Annotated in this window: 17 protein-coding genes; 7 read left to right on the top strand and 10 right to left on the bottom strand. The window is 46.4% G+C overall.

What is annotated here, in order from left to right; genetic code table 11:
- Nucleotides 1–593 precede the first annotated feature (593 nt).
- Nucleotides 594–2,003, top strand: coding sequence for a glutamate--ammonia ligase (gene glnA / locus L5L94_RS17975; protein ID WP_113941334.1), 1,410 nt, complete (start codon nucleotides 594–596; stop codon nucleotides 2,001–2,003).
- A 326-nt stretch (nucleotides 2,004–2,329) separates the two neighbouring features.
- Here the strand turns inward: glnA and L5L94_RS17970 are convergent, their stop codons facing one another.
- The 5 genes from L5L94_RS17970 to L5L94_RS17950 all read right to left on the bottom strand — a co-directional run bounded on the left by L5L94_RS17970 (nucleotide 2,330) and on the right by L5L94_RS17950 (nucleotide 7,339).
- A complete protein-coding gene (locus tag L5L94_RS17970; RefSeq protein WP_263164364.1) occupies nucleotides 2,330–3,202 on the bottom strand; it encodes a hypothetical protein in 873 nt (290 codons plus the stop codon).
- A 182-nt stretch (nucleotides 3,203–3,384) separates the two neighbouring features.
- The gene (locus tag L5L94_RS17965) at nucleotides 3,385–4,257 is read right to left on the bottom strand and encodes a hypothetical protein (RefSeq protein ID WP_263147822.1); all 873 of its coding nucleotides are present in this window, start codon (nucleotides 4,255–4,257) and stop codon (nucleotides 3,385–3,387) included.
- Between the two features lie 188 nt (nucleotides 4,258–4,445).
- Nucleotides 4,446–5,312 (bottom strand): hypothetical protein, encoded by an 867-nt coding sequence (locus L5L94_RS17960; RefSeq protein WP_263164362.1) that lies wholly within the window; start codon nucleotides 5,310–5,312, stop codon nucleotides 4,446–4,448.
- A 159-nt stretch (nucleotides 5,313–5,471) separates the two neighbouring features.
- Nucleotides 5,472–6,341, bottom strand: a complete 870-nt coding sequence (locus L5L94_RS17955; RefSeq protein ID WP_263164361.1) for a hypothetical protein — start codon at nucleotides 6,339–6,341, stop codon at nucleotides 5,472–5,474.
- A gap of 182 nt (nucleotides 6,342–6,523) precedes the next feature.
- Entirely contained in the window at nucleotides 6,524–7,339 is an 816-nt protein-coding gene (locus L5L94_RS17950) for a hypothetical protein (protein ID WP_263164359.1), read from the bottom strand.
- A 549-nt stretch (nucleotides 7,340–7,888) separates the two neighbouring features.
- Between L5L94_RS17950 and L5L94_RS17945 the strand changes: the two genes are divergently transcribed.
- On the top strand, nucleotides 7,889–8,212 hold the full coding sequence (locus tag L5L94_RS17945; RefSeq protein ID WP_173242710.1) for a YceK/YidQ family lipoprotein: 324 nt from the start codon (nucleotides 7,889–7,891) through the stop codon (nucleotides 8,210–8,212).
- A gap of 165 nt (nucleotides 8,213–8,377) precedes the next feature.
- On the opposite strand, the gene L5L94_RS17940 is transcribed toward L5L94_RS17945, so the two are convergent.
- A complete protein-coding gene (locus tag L5L94_RS17940; protein ID WP_113941336.1) occupies nucleotides 8,378–9,499 on the bottom strand; it encodes an aminotransferase class V-fold PLP-dependent enzyme in 1,122 nt (373 codons plus the stop codon).
- Nucleotides 9,500–9,503: 4 nt separating this feature from the next.
- On the bottom strand, nucleotides 9,504–10,682 hold the full coding sequence (locus L5L94_RS17935) for a PrnB family protein (RefSeq protein WP_105251111.1): 1,179 nt from the start codon (nucleotides 10,680–10,682) through the stop codon (nucleotides 9,504–9,506).
- A gap of 264 nt (nucleotides 10,683–10,946) precedes the next feature.
- Between L5L94_RS17935 and L5L94_RS17930 the strand changes: the two genes are divergently transcribed.
- The 4 genes from L5L94_RS17930 to L5L94_RS17915 all read left to right on the top strand — a co-directional run bounded on the left by L5L94_RS17930 (nucleotide 10,947) and on the right by L5L94_RS17915 (nucleotide 14,299).
- The gene (locus L5L94_RS17930) at nucleotides 10,947–12,290 is read left to right on the top strand and encodes an anaerobic C4-dicarboxylate transporter (RefSeq protein WP_105251110.1); all 1,344 of its coding nucleotides are present in this window, start codon (nucleotides 10,947–10,949) and stop codon (nucleotides 12,288–12,290) included.
- Between the two features lie 235 nt (nucleotides 12,291–12,525).
- Nucleotides 12,526–13,146: a CHAP domain-containing protein gene (locus tag L5L94_RS17925; RefSeq protein ID WP_411569225.1), complete on the top strand. Its 621-nt coding sequence runs from the start codon at nucleotides 12,526–12,528 to the stop codon at nucleotides 13,144–13,146.
- A 12-nt stretch (nucleotides 13,147–13,158) separates the two neighbouring features.
- The gene (locus tag L5L94_RS17920; RefSeq protein WP_263164356.1) at nucleotides 13,159–13,749 is read left to right on the top strand and encodes a hypothetical protein; all 591 of its coding nucleotides are present in this window, start codon (nucleotides 13,159–13,161) and stop codon (nucleotides 13,747–13,749) included.
- A gap of 37 nt (nucleotides 13,750–13,786) precedes the next feature.
- Entirely contained in the window at nucleotides 13,787–14,299 is a 513-nt protein-coding gene (locus tag L5L94_RS17915; RefSeq protein ID WP_263164354.1) for a M23 family metallopeptidase, read from the top strand.
- A 19-nt stretch (nucleotides 14,300–14,318) separates the two neighbouring features.
- Here L5L94_RS17915 and L5L94_RS17910 read toward each other — a convergent pair whose 3' ends face one another.
- A complete protein-coding gene (locus tag L5L94_RS17910) occupies nucleotides 14,319–14,510 on the bottom strand; it encodes a DUF2986 domain-containing protein (protein ID WP_113941341.1) in 192 nt (63 codons plus the stop codon).
- Nucleotides 14,511–14,934: 424 nt separating this feature from the next.
- Here L5L94_RS17910 and L5L94_RS17905 point away from each other — a divergent pair, with 424 nt between their 5' ends.
- On the top strand, nucleotides 14,935–17,112 hold the full coding sequence (locus L5L94_RS17905; protein ID WP_263164352.1) for a TonB-dependent receptor: 2,178 nt from the start codon (nucleotides 14,935–14,937) through the stop codon (nucleotides 17,110–17,112).
- Between the two features lie 72 nt (nucleotides 17,113–17,184).
- Here the strand turns inward: L5L94_RS17905 and L5L94_RS17900 are convergent, their stop codons facing one another.
- Both L5L94_RS17900 and L5L94_RS17895 read right to left on the bottom strand, forming a co-directional pair.
- Nucleotides 17,185–17,355, bottom strand: coding sequence for a YqaE/Pmp3 family membrane protein (locus tag L5L94_RS17900; RefSeq protein WP_263164350.1), 171 nt, complete (start codon nucleotides 17,353–17,355; stop codon nucleotides 17,185–17,187).
- 7 nt (nucleotides 17,356–17,362) lie between these two features.
- A partial coding sequence (locus tag L5L94_RS17895; protein WP_263163063.1) for a transposase occupies nucleotides 17,363–17,573 on the bottom strand: 211 nt, incomplete at its 5' end.

The following is a 17,573-nucleotide window of genomic DNA, read 5'->3' as shown; positions in this document are numbered from 1 at the left end:
ATGGCATTAAGACTCACTTCATTGTCACGGAATACCTTTTTACGCATCACTGATTTCACTTGGCCTGTGAACAGCAAAGACATTTCGCACATGAGAACGAACTCTTTCCTAATAATATGATAATAAACCACTATTGGATTGATAATGCGTGGCATAGTTGGACAGACTAGCGTGGTTTTATGACAATTATGCGGCGGTTATGCGGTGGTAAATAGTCCCGATCGGCGCTGAAAGTATGTGTGAGCTTCACAGAGGCAGTACTTACTGAGATAGTGAAAGCTAAAGTGTCATTGCCATCTCATTGCCATATAAGCGGTGCATGTTATCGCTGTGCATCCCAGCTTAAGGTTTGCATGAATCAATTCAGTGCGCACCAAAATGGAGTAATGCACCAAAATGCCACAGACAAAAGCACTATTATGGTGCACACGCGAATCCAATTAAGTGCAACAAAGATTTTAAACCATGTTAATCAGTAAGTTACATTATTGGCATGGATATCGCTTTATAGCTCGTAAGTTTGGCTCAAGATAAATCACTTGAGTTAAAAGATTATAGAAGGGGCATCCCTTTACCCTACCGGAGGCTTGAGAATGTCAGTTGAATCAGTTTTAAAGCAACTTGAAGAATTAGAAGTTAAGTTCGTTGATTTACGTTTTACCGACACTAAAGGTAAAGAGCAGCACGTATCTATTCCTTCTCATCAGGTAGATGCTGATTTCTTCGAAGACGGCAAAATGTTTGACGGTTCTTCTATCGCAGGTTGGAAGGGCATTAACGAATCAGACATGGTACTGATGCCAGATCCAACGACATTCGTACTGGATCCTTTCACCGAAGAAACCACAGCGCTGATCCGTTGTGACATTCTTGAACCAGGTACTATGACAGGTTACGACCGTGACCCACGCTCAATTGCTAAAAAAGCAGAAGCTTACCTGATCTCTACTGGTATCGCTGATACTGTATTGATTGGACCAGAACCAGAATTCTTCCTATTTGACGATGTCCGTTTCGGTACTGACATGTCAGGTTGTTTCGTTAAGATCGACGCTAAAGAAGCGGCTTGGAACTCAGGCACTAGCTACGAAGGCGGCAACACAGGTCACCGTCCATTTGTTAAAGGCGGTTACTTCCCAGTTGCACCGGTTGACTCATCACAAGACCTACGTAGCGCTATGTGTTTAGTGCTCGAAGAAATGGGCCAAGTGGTTGAAGCGCATCACCACGAAGTGGCGACTGCAGGTCAAAACGAAATCGCCACTCGCTTCAACACCTTGACTAAGAAAGCGGATGAAATCCAAATTCTGAAGTACGTAGTGCACAACATGGCACACGCTTACGGTAAGACTGCGACTTTCATGCCTAAACCCATCGTTGGTGACAACGGTAGCGGCATGCACGTTCACCAATCTCTGGCGAAAGACGGTGTTAACTTGTTCGCTGGCGACAAATACGCAGGTTTAAGTGAAACGGCTCTGTACTACATAGGTGGTATCATCAAGCACGCTCGCGCGCTGAACGCTTTCACTAACCCAAGCACTAACTCTTACAAGCGTTTAGTGCCACACTTTGAAGCACCTGTTATGTTGGCCTACTCTGCCCGTAACCGCTCTGCATCAATCCGTATTCCAGTGGTACCAAGCCCTAAAGGCCGTCGTATCGAAGCACGTTTCCCAGATCCACATGCAAACCCATACTTAGGTTTCGCAGCGCTGCTGATGGCGGGTCTTGACGGTATCCAAAACAAGATCCACCCAGGTGAAGCGATGGACAAAGATCTGTACGATCTGCCTCCAGAAGAAGCGGCTGAAATCCCACAAGTGGCAACGTCATTAGAAAACGCCCTTGAAAATCTGCAAGCTGACCATGAGTTCCTGACAAAAGGCGGCGTGTTCAGTGAAGATTTCATCCAATCTTATATCGTACTGAAAACAGCAGAAGCTGAGCGCGTAGCACGTACAACTCACCCACTTGAGTTTGAAATGTACTACAGCCTGTAATGGCTAGCGCTATACAACCGGCTCGCTTTATGTAATTTATACAGAAAATATAAAAGCCTCGATAGCAACGCTATCGGGGCTTTTTGTATTTTGAAGGTATATACAACTTTTATTCTGATTCAATCATCGCGTTGTTCTCTAAATAGGCATCATCGCCAACCACTCTTTTATCATTCAGAGAAGGCACGCCAGACACCGCGACAACAGCAACAATAGAGATAGATGGTTAAAAACCGATCTAAACTAAACATGGATGCAGCAGAAAAACCACCTATATAGTCGGAAGTTAACTACCGCGCCATTATTGTTAAGTGTCCACGCTTTATTCAACTAGGCTGGGTATTCTCAGGGGCAAAATCTACCAGTTGGGCAGGTTCGCCTGACTCAAATGACGCAAATGGTACGCCATCTAACACGCGCTCATTTTTAAATACACGGATTTCAGAATCAGGTAACTGCGTCATCAGTAATGACAAGATAATGTGCATCTTATCCAATGGGCAATGAAGACGAATACTTGCACGTAAGCCCATTGTTCGTACATCCGATTGGCAGGCAATAAATGGACGATTCCGCGTTATCTTAATCAAATGGCGATGCCCATTTTTTATAGGACTCTCGTAAGTTGTCTCTACATTTTTAAAACCAGTAAAGAAAAATGCCCCCAGAGCCATTCCACCTACACCAACCAGCGCTGCTGGGCCTAAAAAGGCCACCCCGACAATACAAACCACCACCCCAAACCAAGCCAGCCCCCGCACTACCGCATAGGCTGCATCCGGAATAGCATCATGATAGGTGGTAACTAACCCCTCGGTGGTGAGCCGATAATGGTACTGTTTGTCTGCAAACCAGAGGTAACGAGCAGATAAGCACATAATTAAAGCCATGATGATTAACCCTATACCCAAGCTAGTATCGCCAGATAGCAAATAGCACCCTATAAGTGCTAAGCAACCACACGGGATCAGGAAGGTTAACCAAAATAGACCATAGACAGTCGCCACCCGAATATCCCACTCATAAAGCGTGGGCGCCTCACGCACCCGCTGCTGACGTAGCTTATTGAGCCAGCTTTGCTCCTCTTGGGGTAATTGCAGGTACTCAGTGCGCGGCAGGTCTTCATACCGACTGTCGTCCAACAGTTTTGTCTCTTGCTCTGTCGACGCCAACTGCAGCGGCGCTGCTCTCTTATTCATATAGCTATTCCTTTGCTGTGCCCACGGACTGCACGGTCATCGTTAACCTATCCACACAGCTCGTACTTAATGTCTTCTCACTCTTGACGATCTTGCCGCTATAAGGCCTGTTAGCATCTTGGTGGCAAAGCTGCCACTGATGACACCGAATCTCACGCCAATAACAGGCGCGAAAGAAAGCGTTAGACGGCATGGGTATTCTCAGGGGCGAAATCTGACAGTTGGGCAGGTTCGCCTGACTCAAATGACGCAAATGGTACGCCATCTAACACGCGCTCATTTTTAAATACACGGATTTCAGAATCAGGTAACTGCGTCATCAGTAATGACAAGATAGTGTGCATCTTATCCAATGGGCAATGAAGACGAATGCTTGCGCGTAAGCCCATTGTTCGTACATCCGATTGGCAGGCTATAAATGGACGATTCCGCGTTACCTTAATCAAATGACGATGCCCATTTTTTATAGGGCTCTCATAAGTTGTCTCTACATTTTTAAAACCTGTGAAGAAAAATGCCATCACGGCAAAACCACCCGCGCCGACTAAGACGGCTGGGCCTAAAAAGGCCACCCCGACAATACAAACCACCACCCCAAACCAAGCCAGCCCCCGCACTACCGCGTAGGCTGCATCCGGAATCGCGTCATGATAGGTGGTAACTAACCCCTCGGTGGTGAGCCGATAATGGTACTGTTTGTCGGCCAACCAGAGGTAGCGCATAAATGGCCCAAAAATCATCACTATGATGAGAAAATAATACCATTGTTCAAATCCATACCAATATGTCACCAACCCAACTAGAGCCGTAATCCCGCACGGAATAAGGACCATGATCCACCCCATACCATACACAGTCGCCACCCGAATATCCCACTCATAAAGCGTAGGCGCCTCACGCACCCGCTGCTGACGTAGCTTATTGAGCCGGCTTTGCTCCTCTTGGGGTAATTGCAGGAACTCACTCCGCGGCAGGTCTTCATACCGACTGTCGTCCAACAGTTTTGTCTCTTGCTCTGTCGACGCCAACTGCTGCGGCGCTGCTCTCTTATTCATATAGCTATTCCTTTGCTGTGCCCACGGTACTCCATGGTCATCGTTAACCTACCCACACGGCTTGTACTTAATGTCTTCTCACCCTTGACGACCTTGCCGCTAAAGGCCTGTCAACATCTTGGTGGCAATGCTGCCACTGATGGACACCGAATCTCGCGCCAATACCAATAATAGGCGCAAGAAAAACGTTAACCGGGCTGGGTATTCTCAGGGGCAAAATCTGACAATTGGACTGGTTCGCCGTCACGGGTGCCAACTTTAGAGAGGCCAACTATTCGTTCATTTTTCAATAAAAAGAGTTCCGACCCCGGTAATTGCTTCATCAGTAGCGACAACACTTTATGCATATCTTCGGGATGGCAATAACAGTCGAGATTTGAATAATATCCGAAATAAAACCTGTCTGTATCACAGGATATATATGGCCTCTTGTGGGTCACTTTTATCATGTGGGGATGTCCACGCTTGATAGCACTTATTGAGGTGGTTTCTACATTTTTAAAACCAGTAAAGAAAAATGCCCCCAGAGCCATTCCGCCTGCACCAATCAGCGCTGCTGGGCCTAAAAAGGCCACCCCGACAATACAAACCACCACTCCAAACCAAGCCAGCCCCCGTACTACCGCGTAGGCTGCATCCGGAATAGCATCATGATAGGTGGTAACTAACCCCTCGGTGGTGAGCCGATAATGGTACTGCTTGTCTGCAAACCAGAGGTAACGAGCAGATAGGAACATTATTAGGGCCATGATGATTAACCCCATACCCAAGCTAGTATCGCCAGATAACAAATAGCTCCCTATAAGTGCTAAACAGCCACACGGGATCAGGAAGGTTAACCAAAATAGACCATAGACAGTCGCCACCCGAATATCCCACTCATAAAGCGTGGGCGCCTCTCGCACCCGCTGCAGACGCAACTGATAGAGCCGGTCTTGCTCCTCTTGGGGTAATTGCAGGTACTCACTGCGCGGCAGGTCTTCATACCGACTGTCGTCCAACAGTTGTGTCTCTTGCTCTGTCGACGCCGACTGCGGCGCTGCCCTCTTATTCATATAGCTATTCCTTTGCTGTGCCCACGGTACTGCATGGTCATCGTTAACAGCTCGAACTTAATGTCTTCTCACCCTTGACGACCTCGCCGCTAAAGGTCTGTTAGCCTGTATCCAGATAATGGTCGTAATTAGCGCCAATAACAGGCGCGAGAAAAAACGCTAACTGGGCTGAGTATTCTCAGGGGCAAAATCTGACAATTGGACTGGTTCGCCGTCACGGGTGCCAACTTTAGAGAGACCAACTATTCGTTCATTTTTCAATAAAAAGAGTTTCGACCCCGGTAATTGCTTCATCAGTAGCGACAACACTTTATGAATATCTTCGGGATGGCAATAACAGTCGAGATTTGAATAATATCCGAAATAAAACCTGTCTGTATCACACGATATATATGGCCTCTTGTGGGTCACTTTTATCATGTGGGGATGTCCACGCTTGATAGCACTTATTGAGGTGGTTTCTACATTTTTAAAACCAGTAAAGAAAAATGCCATCACGGCAAAACCACCCGCGCCGACCAAGGCGGCCGGGCCTAACAACGCCACGCCGACGATGCAAACAACTACCCCAAACCAAGCCAGCCCCCGCACTACCGCGTAGGCTGCATCCGGAATCGCGTCATGATAGGTGGTAACTAAACCCTCGGAGGTGAGCCGATAATGGTACTGTTTGTCGGCCAACCAGAGGTAGCGCATAAATGGCCCAAAAATCATCACTACGATGAGAAAATAATACCATTGCTCAAATCCATACCAGTATGTCACCAACCCAACTAGAGCCGTAATCCCGCACGGAATAAGGACCATGATCCACCCAATGCCATACACAGTCGCCACCCGAATATCCCACTCATAGAGGGTCGGTGCCTCGCGTACCCGCTGCTGACGTAGCTTATTGAGCCGGTCTTGCTCCTCTTGGGGTAATTGCAGGAACTCACTGCGCGGCAGATCTTCATACCGACTGTCGTCCAACGGTTGTGTCTCTTGCTCTGTCGACGCCGACTGCTGCGGCGCTGCTCTCTTATTCATATAGCTATTCCTTTGCTGTACCCACGGACTGCACGGTCATCATTAACCTACCCACACGGCTCGTACTTAATTTCTTCTCGCCCTTGACGATCTTGCCGCTATAAGGCCTGTTAGCATCTTGGTGGCAAAGCTGCCACTGATGACACCGAATCTCACGCCAATAACAGGCGCGAGAAAAAACGTTAACTGGGCTGGGGATTCTCAGGGGCGAAATCTGACAGTTGGGCAGGTTCGCCTGACTCAAATGACGCAAATGGTACGCCATCTAACACGCGCTCATTTTTAAATACACGGATTTCAGAATCAGGTAACTGCGTCATCAGCAATGACAAGATAATGTGCATCTTATCCAATGGGCAATGAAGACGGATACTTGCACGTAAGCCCATTGTTCGTACATCCGATTGGCAGGCAATAAATGGACGATTCCGCGTTACCTTAATCAAATGACGATGCCCATTTTTTATAGGACTCTCATAAGTTGTCTCTATATTTTTAAAACCTGTGAAGAAAAATGCCCCCAGAGCCATTCCGCCTGCACCAATCAGTGCTGCTGGGCCTAAAAAAGCCACTCCGACAATACAAACTACCACCCCAAACCAAGCCAGCCCCCGTACTACCGCGTAGGCTGCATCTGGAATCGCATCATGATAGGTGGTAACTAACCCCTCGGTGGTGAGCCGATAATGGTACTGTTTGTCGGCCAACCAGAGGTAGCGGATAAATGGCGCAAAAATCAGTGCCATGAAAAAAAAACCATACCATTGGTCAGACTCATACCAGTACGCCACCAAGCCAATCAGCACCATTATCCCGCAGGGAATAATGACAACGAGCCACCCCATGCTATACACGGTCGCTACCTTAATATCCCACTCATAGAGGGTCGGTGCCTCGCGTACCCGCTGCTGACGTAGCTTATTGAGCCGGTCTTGCTCCTCTTGGGGTAATTGCAGGTACTCACTGCGCGGCAGGTCTTCATACCGGCTGTCGTCCAACGGTTGTGTCTCTTGCTCTGTCGACGCCGACTGCGGCGACGCTGCTTTATTGTTCATCCTGTTACCTCTCGGTAGACTCTACTTGTAGCGTGGCCATCGCCAGGCAGTAAATCCAGTCATCCATTTTAAATCAGCAACATAATATGCTCTCGGCCTACCCTCAAGCGAATATTTACTGAAACAGTTTTAAGGAAAGTAATAAAAGTAGCTAGATGGCCAGTGAGGGAAGTGGAGACTGATTTTAAAGAGTATGTTCAAAACTCATCTGAGTTCTGCAAGGGCACGGCATACAAACCTCCATGTTTAATACCAATCCAAAACAAGAGTCGCCGTTAACAACTAGGTTATTGAGCTTGGTTGTATCTCGTTTCTGTTGATGAATAATTGACAGATATAATCATATAGTTAGAATGCCAAGCTGTTGAAACAGAACAGGTTGGCGTCAAATGAAACCTGATCTGGTTCCACATCACTAACGCTCTCAGTTGATCAAGTGAGTAGATCATACCGAAGCAATGCAGTTTTTCACATATAAACAATGGAGTGGTTATGCGTTGGTTGACTTGGTTGGTCGTGTGCTGTTCTCTCACGGGATGTGCAACGATAACGTCGAGGATGGGAGAAAATTCAACTTGGGGTCACTCTTTCTCAAGTGTGCAAACGGCTGTTGATAATGGCGAGGAGTGTATGATGATCTCCGCGTTAGCGGCCCCACCCTTACTGCTCTTTACCATCCCGCTGACACTCGTTGATATGAGCAGTGCGTTGATCATCGATACTGTTATGCTACCTGCAGATTTAGCGATCACGCCCAGCGATCCCAAGCTCCACACCCCGCGACCCATGGTCTGCCGCTATGACTATAAGATTTAAGCATGATCGCACCCAATAAATAACCTCAAGTTGCCTGTGTGACGGTGAGTTAACGCCGGCATACGGGAACGACCATGTCGCGGTTTGCCTCCCAGAGTGTTGTGCCTTGTTAGTTGTAATTACGTGGTACAACCTAGCCTAGCAAGCCATTTTAAATCATTTAAGTTAGCGATTTGCTTTAATCACATCAAGTAACAACTTGATATCAGCCATATTGTTATAAATATGCGGAGAAATCCGGATCCCCATACTGCGGGCGTCGACACTAATATTCGCGTTCGCCAATGCCGTCATCATTTGATGCTGCTGTTTACCAAACTGCAGAATAAGCGTGCCGCTGCGCTTTTCAGTATCCCGCGGCGACACAAACTCATGGTCGAGCTCTTGCGCCACAGCATCAATCAATTGCTGATTGTATTTACGCAGCAACGGAGTACCTAAACCAGCAAGATAATGAATGCTATGGGTGGCAATGGCATAAGGCGCGATTGATGGTGTCCCTCCCCAAAAGCGCAGTGCGGAATGCTGGTAACGAAAATCATGGATATCAAATTCGAACGGATTCTCGTGGCTAAACCAACCAACATCCTTAGGCTGACAACTATCCAATATGGCGGGATTAACCCAAAGATAGGCAGCACCAGGGCCGCCGCAGAGCCATTTCACACTCGAACCGATTAAAAAATCGGGTTGTAGGCGCGCGAGATCCAGCGGAATAATCCCCGCCGATTGCGCTACATCCACTAAGCTCAAACAGCCTCGCTCACGGGCTATGGTGAAAATATTGGCTAATGGCGCCTGCTGCCCCGTATTCGAGTAAGCATGGCTGACAAACACCAGATCCACATCGCGGCTGATATGCGCATCCCACACATTAGGGTCGGTGATATCGAGCCCTTTAGGAATAAAACGTACTTCGCAACTGGCAGGCAGCGCTTTTTTAAGGGCAAAACCCATGCTGGGGAAATCAATCTCACTCATTAACACAACGGCGTGTTCGCGGTTCAATCTGTCGAGGGACATGACAATTTTAGTCAGCGCACTGGAAAGATTGACCTGAGGGCAAAAATCCTTTTGGTGGCCGTTAAATAGTTTAGATAAAGCAAAGGTAAAATCATCAATCACACCCAGCCACTGGCCCCAAGGTTCACGCCCCGACTCCTGCCAAGGCGCAAAAAAGGCTTCTTTAAAGACCTGCTCGGTCGATTTTAATGGCCGGCCAACGGAATGGTTTAATAGATATCCTGGACCTGCTAGGTAAAAGTCCTTTTTAAAATCTTCAAACATAGTGTTATCTCAAACTCTCTTTTAGTTTTTTAATATCACAATAACGCGTCCGAATATCGCTGCGTTGAGCGGCGGCGCGTCTGTCTCTGAGTCGCTCCAATGAGCCGAGTAGCACATGCAGTGGCGGACCACTGGCGGTAACTTTAGCTAAATGCTGCTGCTCCATACTTGTCGAAGGCTCAGCAATATATTTAGTCACTAACTCATTATGGTGCTGAATCGCAGTCTCGCCATGTAATTCGCAGACTTCGATAAAGAGTCGCAAGTTTTCTTGATACCAATCTTGGGTTGAGCAGTCTTTTGCCTGCAGGAAGTCATCCATCAAATTCGGCCGACGCATGCACTCGCGCAATATCTGTTGATCCTCCGGCATCATGTATAAAAACTTGTCCACCAGCATTTGCGAGTAGGAAGCTTCATTGGCGAAACAAAGACCTAGCGTTAAATCGATGACATTAATCCCCGCAAAATCCCCTGCATTGGCACCGCGATAGATGACTGAGCCCACCCGATAAGGCTTGTAGTAAGGGCGAACACAGTAAAAGAAACGGTCAGTATCTAATCGATTAAATAATTGGGTATTTGACTCAATCACATCTTGCAATGCCTGTTTAGCGACTCGCAGTAAATCGTGACTGATGGGATGGGAAATGCCCAAAGGCTGGATCTTCAATAGCGCATCGGCGGCGCGTTTATAGGCCAAAATGCCTTTAGTGTTGTAATCCACAAACAGCTTTTCGGCGCTCAGATCGGTAAAGCGCTTATAAATGCCATTGTGGGCACGATTGTGAGTAGTTAAATGTGCGGTGGCAAAGCGCGGCGTGACGCCTATTGAAGCGCCAATATGCATGGCGAGCGCAGAAGCCTCAGCTAATGGCGATGTCGTTTCCCGCGAGGGCTCGGTAATTTCATGGCGCCGACAGGCCGCCATATACAAGCCCACATTGCCGAGTAAATCGAAGGCACTGTCGAAACCTTCATCAGTATTCCCCTCATCGAGCAAGGTCTTAATCAACTCTCGCCCTTCGCTCTCCAGCGCCAACTTAGCTTCTGCGCCGATATCGAGCACATTGGCCCGATCTGTTTGTTGGTAGTAAAGCTGTTCTAGCTCGGAATTGAGTTCCACAAAGCGGCTGCGGATCCAATCATCAAAGGCTTCGGTATTAAAGGTGGCAGGTTTCACGGGCTTATCCTTGAGTATTGTTATCGTTCTTTTAAACGGAGTGAGCTCAAAGCGTTAGCCCAATCCGTAAAACTCGTAACCAGAATGCAACTTATCGCCACGTGTTTCTAGCGTTAGGTCAAATTTCCGAAAAAACTAATGCCATTTTTTATTTACACCATGCGCCAGCGCAATTTTTCAAACACTTTTACTCCGCAGAATGTTCCTGAAGACACTCATCACTCAACTAATAGCTAAGCGGTAAGTTCCGCAGAGGTAAATCGGATGATTTTAATGGAATTTATAGTAGTGCTTAGCTGCCTACTGCTAGGTACCCGCTACGGCGGCATGGGACTCGGCCTCATCAGCGGTATTGGCTTATTTTTACTGATTTTTGTTTTCGGTTTAGCGCCGGGACAACCGCCAGTGCAAGTTATGCTAACCATACTTGCAGTCATTGGCTGTGCAGCCGTATTGCAAACCGCGGGTGGATTAGATGTGATGATGCAGTATGCCGAGCGCTTACTGCGCCGTCATCCACAATACATCACGATTCTGGCGCCATTGACCACGTGGACGCTGACCTTCCTTTGCGGTACTGGTCATGTGGTTTACACCATGTTCCCGATTATTTCCGATATCGCGCTGAAGAAAAATATTCGCCCAGAACGCCCAATGGCGGTGGCATCTGTCGCTTCACAAATGGCGATTTGTGCTTCGCCCGTGTCGGTAGCGGTAGTGTCTATGGTGTCGATTCTGGCATCACAACAGGGTGTAGGCCGCGCTTACAATCTGCTCGAAATTTTAATGGTGTCAGTGCCAGCATCACTTTGCGGTGTCATGGCTGCTGCACTTTGGAGTCTGCGTCGTGGTAAAGATTTAGATAAAGACGAAGAGTTTCAAGAACGCATAAAAGACCCAGTCCAAAGAGCCTTTATCTATGACAAAAGCGAAACCCTGTTAAATCAAAAATATCCGAAGGAAGCTTACTGGGCAACGGGGATTTTCTTCACCGCTATCGCTGCTGTGGTACTGTTAGGTTCATTTAGTGAATTGCGTCCCGCCTTTGACGTTAAAGGTAAGTCGACCTTGCTCTCGATGAACTTAGTGATCCAGATGATGATGTTAATTGCAGGTGCATTTATCCTGATGACCTGTAAAGTCAAACCGACTAACATCTCTAACGGTCCCGTTTTTAAAGCGGGCATGGTGGCAATTTTCTCAGTATTTGGTGTGGCTTGGATGAGTGATACTTTCTTCATCAGCCATATGGATGTACTGCAGGAAAACCTGTCCCATGTAGTACAAAGCCAGCCTTGGACCTATGCCTTAGTGCTGTTTCTCATCTCTAAGCTTGTTAATAGCCAAGCGGCAGCACTTACTGCAATCGCACCTATGGGACTCGCCTTAGGGGTCGATCCAAAACTCTTAATCGCCTTCCTCCCTGCAAGCTACGGTTATTTCGTGCTACCAACCTATCCAAGTGATCTGGCCTGTATCGGCTTTGACCGTTCAGGTACGACTAAAATAGGTAAGTTCATTATTAACCACAGCTTTATCATTCCAGGCTTTATCGGTGTAGCGACAGCATCGGCTGTCGGTTATCTACTCGCAACCGCTTTACTCTAACCTCCACAAATAACAAAGGCCGCTGATGCGGCCTTTGTTTTAGATAACCTTAGATCACACAAAAGTATTAACCTGTGCCAATATAAAACCCACACCCTAGACGTCCATGTTCTTCAGAACATAAAATACGCAGCCCGAAAGTGAGATAAGTATCTTACTCAACAACTCTTTTTAGCTTGCCGTACTAAAGATGATTAGACGCTTATCCATTCTATTAGCTTTTTTCGCGATACTGATGGGGTTCGTATACTGTGCCTACAGTCTGATAACTCGGATTAACTTTAATTCCCACCATCAAGTAGGAGAAGTCATCGACACTCTAAACGGGGTTAATATCTATTATAACGGAGGAGTTAATACCCATTCAGGACGCAACCTATCTATAGATGGTTATAACTTAGGTATTCAATATCAATGTGTTGAATTTGTTAAACGCTACTTTTACCAACGCTACCAGCATAAAATGCCTGACGCTTTAGGCCATGCTAGAGACTTTTTTGATAACAAGTTAAGCGATGGCATGTGGAATGAAAAACGCGCTATGCGGCAATACACTAATGCGAGTCAGACCAAACCTATGCAGGATGATCTACTCGTGTTTTCTCCATGGATATTTAACCCCTATGGTCACGTTGCAATCATTGCCTCAGTTACCGATAGCAGTATTGAAATTGCTCAGCAAAATCCCGGCCCCTTTGGCCCATCACGCGAACGGTTGGCATTAATTCAACAAAACGGCCTCTGGTATATTGATGCGCCTCGAGTAAAAGGTTGGTTAAGATGGCAGGCCCCGGAAATCACGGCATCCCCGATTGCAGAATCCGCAAATACGCCATTCCCCAGTAAGGTTCACTGAGAAATAACAATAATGTCAGTATTAACTTGGATTAAACAACGCCTTGCACGTAATAGTGATAGCTTCAAGCAATCTAGGCCACAAACTGAGTTACGCACTGTTTTTCATCAAACCCAGATGCCCAATATCAGCTTGCCAATCATACAAACCTATCCACTCGTTGTACCTATGGACAGAGCAGATATTTTTGCATATCAATTGCATTGCTTGCTGACATACCAAGGGAAAGAGGCCTTAAACACTTTACTTAGCCAGGCAAGCTTTAACACATTGCCCGAGCAAACGGTCAACTTTAACGGTTTTATCGAACATCCAACCCAAGCGACCTGCGTATTGCTGAACCAATATGACGATTTTGCGGGTGTGTGCATAACCTTAGTGACCAATGACAAACCCTTGTTAGAAGCATTAATCAGATTCAAATCCGCCCCGCCCAATCCATGGGAAAGCTTTCCCAATATCGATCCCGATACCCTCGGCAGTCTTCAAGGTAATATCGACTTTTGGTGCAGCTATTTTTGGCGCCCCTATTGGCTATCACTCTCAGAAACTGAGCGCTTGCAATATCCTGAAAGTTGGCGGGAATTTAGCGAGTTTCATTAAAACTTAAGGTACGCAAACACTTAATGCAGGATAAAAAATGAAATTGAAATATGTTGGATTAGCACTGACGTTACTGCTACTTGGTGGTTATCTGATCCCTGAGTCACCCGCGATCCCAGTAAAAGGTGCCAGCAGTAAAGATTGGAACAGCCAAACCTTTTGGTATGAACCTTGGGGTCCATCGGGCGTTCACAAGGGGATAGATATTTTCGCCGCCAAAAACACCGCAGTGATTGCGCCAACGCCTATGCTGCTCTTGTATCGAGGTGACTTCTTCAAAGGAGGAAATGTAGTGGTTGGTTTAGGTCCTAAATGGCAAATTCATTACTTTGCCCATTTAGCACAAATTGAATCAGCCACGGGATTGATTGCCTACCAAGGTGACACTTTGGGCACTGTCGGCGATACGGGCAATGCACAAGGTAAACCGCCCCATTTGCACTATTCCATTTTGAGCTTATTGCCTAAACCTTGGCTGATGGATACTTCAACCCAAGGTTATAAAAAGGCCTTTTATCAAAACCCTATCGAGTATTTAACTGCACTATAGGCTTAACTACTTACTTTAATCAGCTTATTGGCAGTGCAATATCAAGCTGAGGTTCTGCGGTTTTTGATGGGGTTTCATGCTCAACTGCCGCAGCTAATGCTTCTCTCTCTGCCTTCGCAATATATTTAGGTTTATTGCTAGATTGCAGTTTGGCATTGGCCTTTTTTGCCTTGCTCTTCAAGGTTTGATTAATCTTCTTTTTACGGTTCATCAGAGTACCAATGCGAGATACGGTATAAAGGGGCGCGATTATAGCCTTCCATCAACACGCCAGACAATCGAAAGCACTAAGGCAAACGCGTGATCCAATCAAATAATCAAACCTGCGACTAAAGCATAGGTCAGCCTAAATCAAAGACAAATGCAAAAAAAGTAATGCCTTACCGACATGAACTCGCACTATATGCATGGCCTTTACAGTAAAACCTCTCGATACCGAGTGCTGTGTCGCAATTTATTCATACTGTCGTCAAATCATGTAATTTCCTGTATGGCGTGACTAGACAAGCTGTAATTCCTCCCCTAAAATCGCGAATAATAAAAATCGTTATCATTTGCAATACAATTTAATGGAATATTAACCTATGCCAAGGGAGCCGGTGTAACAAACTCATTCGCCCTTAGCAGGAAGTTATATGACATTCAAAACCTCGTTTGTTGCTTTAGCCGTATTGGCAGCGTTAACCCAATCCGCTGCGGCCCAAGATGCCACCGACAACAGTCCAAACAACAAAAATAAAGACATAGAAAAAATCACTGTCACCGCAAGTCGAATGGATAAATCTCCCAGCTCGATCCCCAATACTGTCACTATCATCGACCGTGCCCAATTAGAAGAACAGTTCCGCACCACTAAAGATTTATCGACGATTATCGGTAACTTAGCGCCTAGCTTTTCACCGAGCCGCCAGAAGATGAGTAACACAGGTGAAACCCTGCGTGGTCGTCCACCATTGATTATGATCGACGGAGTGCCTCAATCGAACCCACTTCGCAGTGGTGGTAGAGAGGGACAAACCATAGATCCTGCCATGATTGAGCGCATCGAAATCATTCACGGCGCCAATGCCATGCACGGCCTCGGTGCCCAAGGCGGCATCATCAACTACATCACTAAAAAGCCTACAGGCGACAGCGAACAGGTTGCCAGTTTCGATGTCACAGTGCCTGATTCAATGAAATCCAATGGCTTAACCTTTGGTGCTAGCTATGCGTTTTCTGGCGAGTCAGAATTTATCGACATGATAGGTTCGGTTAGCTACCGCAATAATGGCGTCTATTACGATGCCAATCATAACGTAGTGGGTGTCGACACGACTCAAGGCGAGTCGATGGATAGTCAAAGCAAAGACTTCTTCATCAAGCTTGGCCATAACTTCGATGAGTCACGCCTTGAATTAATGGTTAACCATTACAATGCAGACAACAATGGCGATTGGATGCCCGTTGCAGGTGACAAGCCCAATGGTGTACCCACAGGTGCAGTTAAAGAAACTCAGCCATGGGAAGCCGCCAACAACCAAGTGACCACCACAAGTTTGACTTACACCCACGCCAATATTGGTGGCCAGCAACTTAGCCTGCAACTCTTTAATCAAGATTTTAAAGCGGTTTATGGCGGTGGCTGTTTCGATAGCTTCTACGATCCATCCTTCGAAGGCAGCGACCAAGTCATCCAATGCGGTGTCGGCAGTAAAGGTGAAAGCTTGTACTACGAGCAATCGCGTAACTCTTCGGTTAAATGGGGCTTAAAAAGCGCCTTAATCGCTAAGGATATTGCTGGTTCAGGAATTGATGCGGCCTACGGTGTCGACCTTTTCCGCGACACCACTGAGCAAGATTTAGTAAAAACAGGCTTTTCATGGGTTCCCGAAAGTACCTATGACAACGTTGCGCCATACTTGCAGTTAGATTATGACTTAATTGAAAATTTAACCTTATCGACCGGTGTTCGTTACGAACATGCCGAGTTAAGTGTCGATGACTACAAAACCCTATGGGGTGCAGGCAATAAGCAAATTGCGGGCGGTTCAGCCACCTTCGATGAAACCTTATTTAACGTCGGTATCTCTTATAAAATCACTCCTGACATTCGCGTTTATACCAGCTATAACCAAGGTTTTGGCATGCCGGATATCGGCCGAATTCTGCGTGATGGTAAAAGCTTCCCCGGCGACAATCCCAGCATAGATGGCTCACTGGCGCTCACACCGATCGTCACAGATAACGTTGAAGTCGGCGCCGATTACCAAGGTAAATACTTAAGCGCTAAGCTAGCTTACTATCGTTCCGCCACTGATTTTGGCTCACGTTTGGCCTTAAATAGTGATGGTTTCTACGACGTGAAGCGCGAAAAGAGTGTGATCGATGGTATTGAAGCCAATGTCACCGCCTACATTACCAGCAATGATGATCTCGGCATGAATATCGCCTTCCAGCAGGGCGAATACGATTCAAATGGTGATAGCCAAGTCGATACCGATCTCGATGGTGCAAATATTTCGCCAAACCGTATCAACCTGTTCTGGACCCATAGCTTCGATAATGAAATGTCGACCCGCGTTCAAGCTAATTACTACATGGACCGCGATTTTAAAAACGCGGCGGGCAATAAGTATGCAGAGTTTGATGGTTACACGACAGTCGATGCTTCCTTCTCAATGCCGCTTTACACTGGCACCCTGAGCCTAGGTTTGCAAAATCTATTTAATAAGGATTATTTCAATTATTACTCACAAACCATGGGTACAAATGATCGTTATTTCAAAGGGATGGGACGTACTGCAACAATAGGCTACACCTTGCCTTTCTAAGTGAAAGACCCATTTTGAAACATAAAAAAGCGCAATTAAATTGCGCTTTTTTATTGTGTGGAAGAAAGCAAATTATGCCTTGGTCACGACCCAGAGTGCGTGTAATAAACCAGGGAACCAGAACAGTAAACATAACACTATGTTTATTAGCAGATCTTTACCCGCTCCCGCCTTCAAAAATACAGCAACTGGGGGCAATAAAATCGCAATAATGACTAGGGTCTGTTGATCTTTGCTGTACAAATGTTGTTCAGCAATACATCGGCAGCCACATTAACATAAACGCCAGTGACACCATACTGGCGTAATTTCTTGCTAGCTTGTCATATCTTGTTGATATTGCTCGATAGTGCTTAATTCTTCCAAAAGCATTCTCCACTAAATGTCGATACCGATATAAGCACCAATCGACTCTTTCTTGAGGTGTATTCTTATAGCGGCGCCTTGGAATAACAGATTTC

The sequence above is a fragment of the Shewanella sp. SM21 genome, from assembly GCF_025654335.1.
GTDB classification, from domain to species: domain Bacteria; phylum Pseudomonadota; class Gammaproteobacteria; order Enterobacterales; family Shewanellaceae; genus Shewanella; species Shewanella oncorhynchi.
The sequence above is the reverse complement of the archived record's forward strand: the minus strand, read 5'-3'. Positions and strand labels throughout refer to the sequence as shown.

Coding starts and splice junctions, on each gene's coding strand:
- L5L94_RS17965 (WP_263147822.1), bottom strand. CDS start 4,257: ATGAATAAGAGAGCAGCGCCGCAGCAGTTGGCGTCGACAGAGCAAGAG.
- L5L94_RS17960 (WP_263164362.1), bottom strand. CDS start 5,312: ATGAATAAGAGGGCAGCGCCGCAGTCGGCGTCGACAGAGCAAGAGACA.
- L5L94_RS17915 (WP_263164354.1), top strand. CDS start 13,787: ATGAAATTGAAATATGTTGGATTAGCACTGACGTTACTGCTACTTGGT.
- L5L94_RS17925 (WP_411569225.1), top strand. CDS start 12,526: ATGGGGTTCGTATACTGTGCCTACAGTCTGATAACTCGGATTAACTTT.
- L5L94_RS17970 (WP_263164364.1), bottom strand. CDS start 3,202: ATGAATAAGAGAGCAGCGCCGCTGCAGTTGGCGTCGACAGAGCAAGAG.
- L5L94_RS17910 (WP_113941341.1), bottom strand. CDS start 14,510: ATGAACCGTAAAAAGAAGATTAATCAAACCTTGAAGAGCAAGGCAAAA.
- glnA (WP_113941334.1), top strand. CDS start 594: ATGTCAGTTGAATCAGTTTTAAAGCAACTTGAAGAATTAGAAGTTAAG.
- L5L94_RS17930 (WP_105251110.1), top strand. CDS start 10,947: ATGATTTTAATGGAATTTATAGTAGTGCTTAGCTGCCTACTGCTAGGT.
- L5L94_RS17940 (WP_113941336.1), bottom strand. CDS start 9,499: ATGTTTGAAGATTTTAAAAAGGACTTTTACCTAGCAGGTCCAGGATAT.
- L5L94_RS17905 (WP_263164352.1), top strand. CDS start 14,935: ATGACATTCAAAACCTCGTTTGTTGCTTTAGCCGTATTGGCAGCGTTA.
- L5L94_RS17920 (WP_263164356.1), top strand. CDS start 13,159: ATGTCAGTATTAACTTGGATTAAACAACGCCTTGCACGTAATAGTGAT.
- L5L94_RS17955 (WP_263164361.1), bottom strand. CDS start 6,341: ATGAATAAGAGAGCAGCGCCGCAGCAGTCGGCGTCGACAGAGCAAGAG.
- L5L94_RS17945 (WP_173242710.1), top strand. CDS start 7,889: ATGCGTTGGTTGACTTGGTTGGTCGTGTGCTGTTCTCTCACGGGATGT.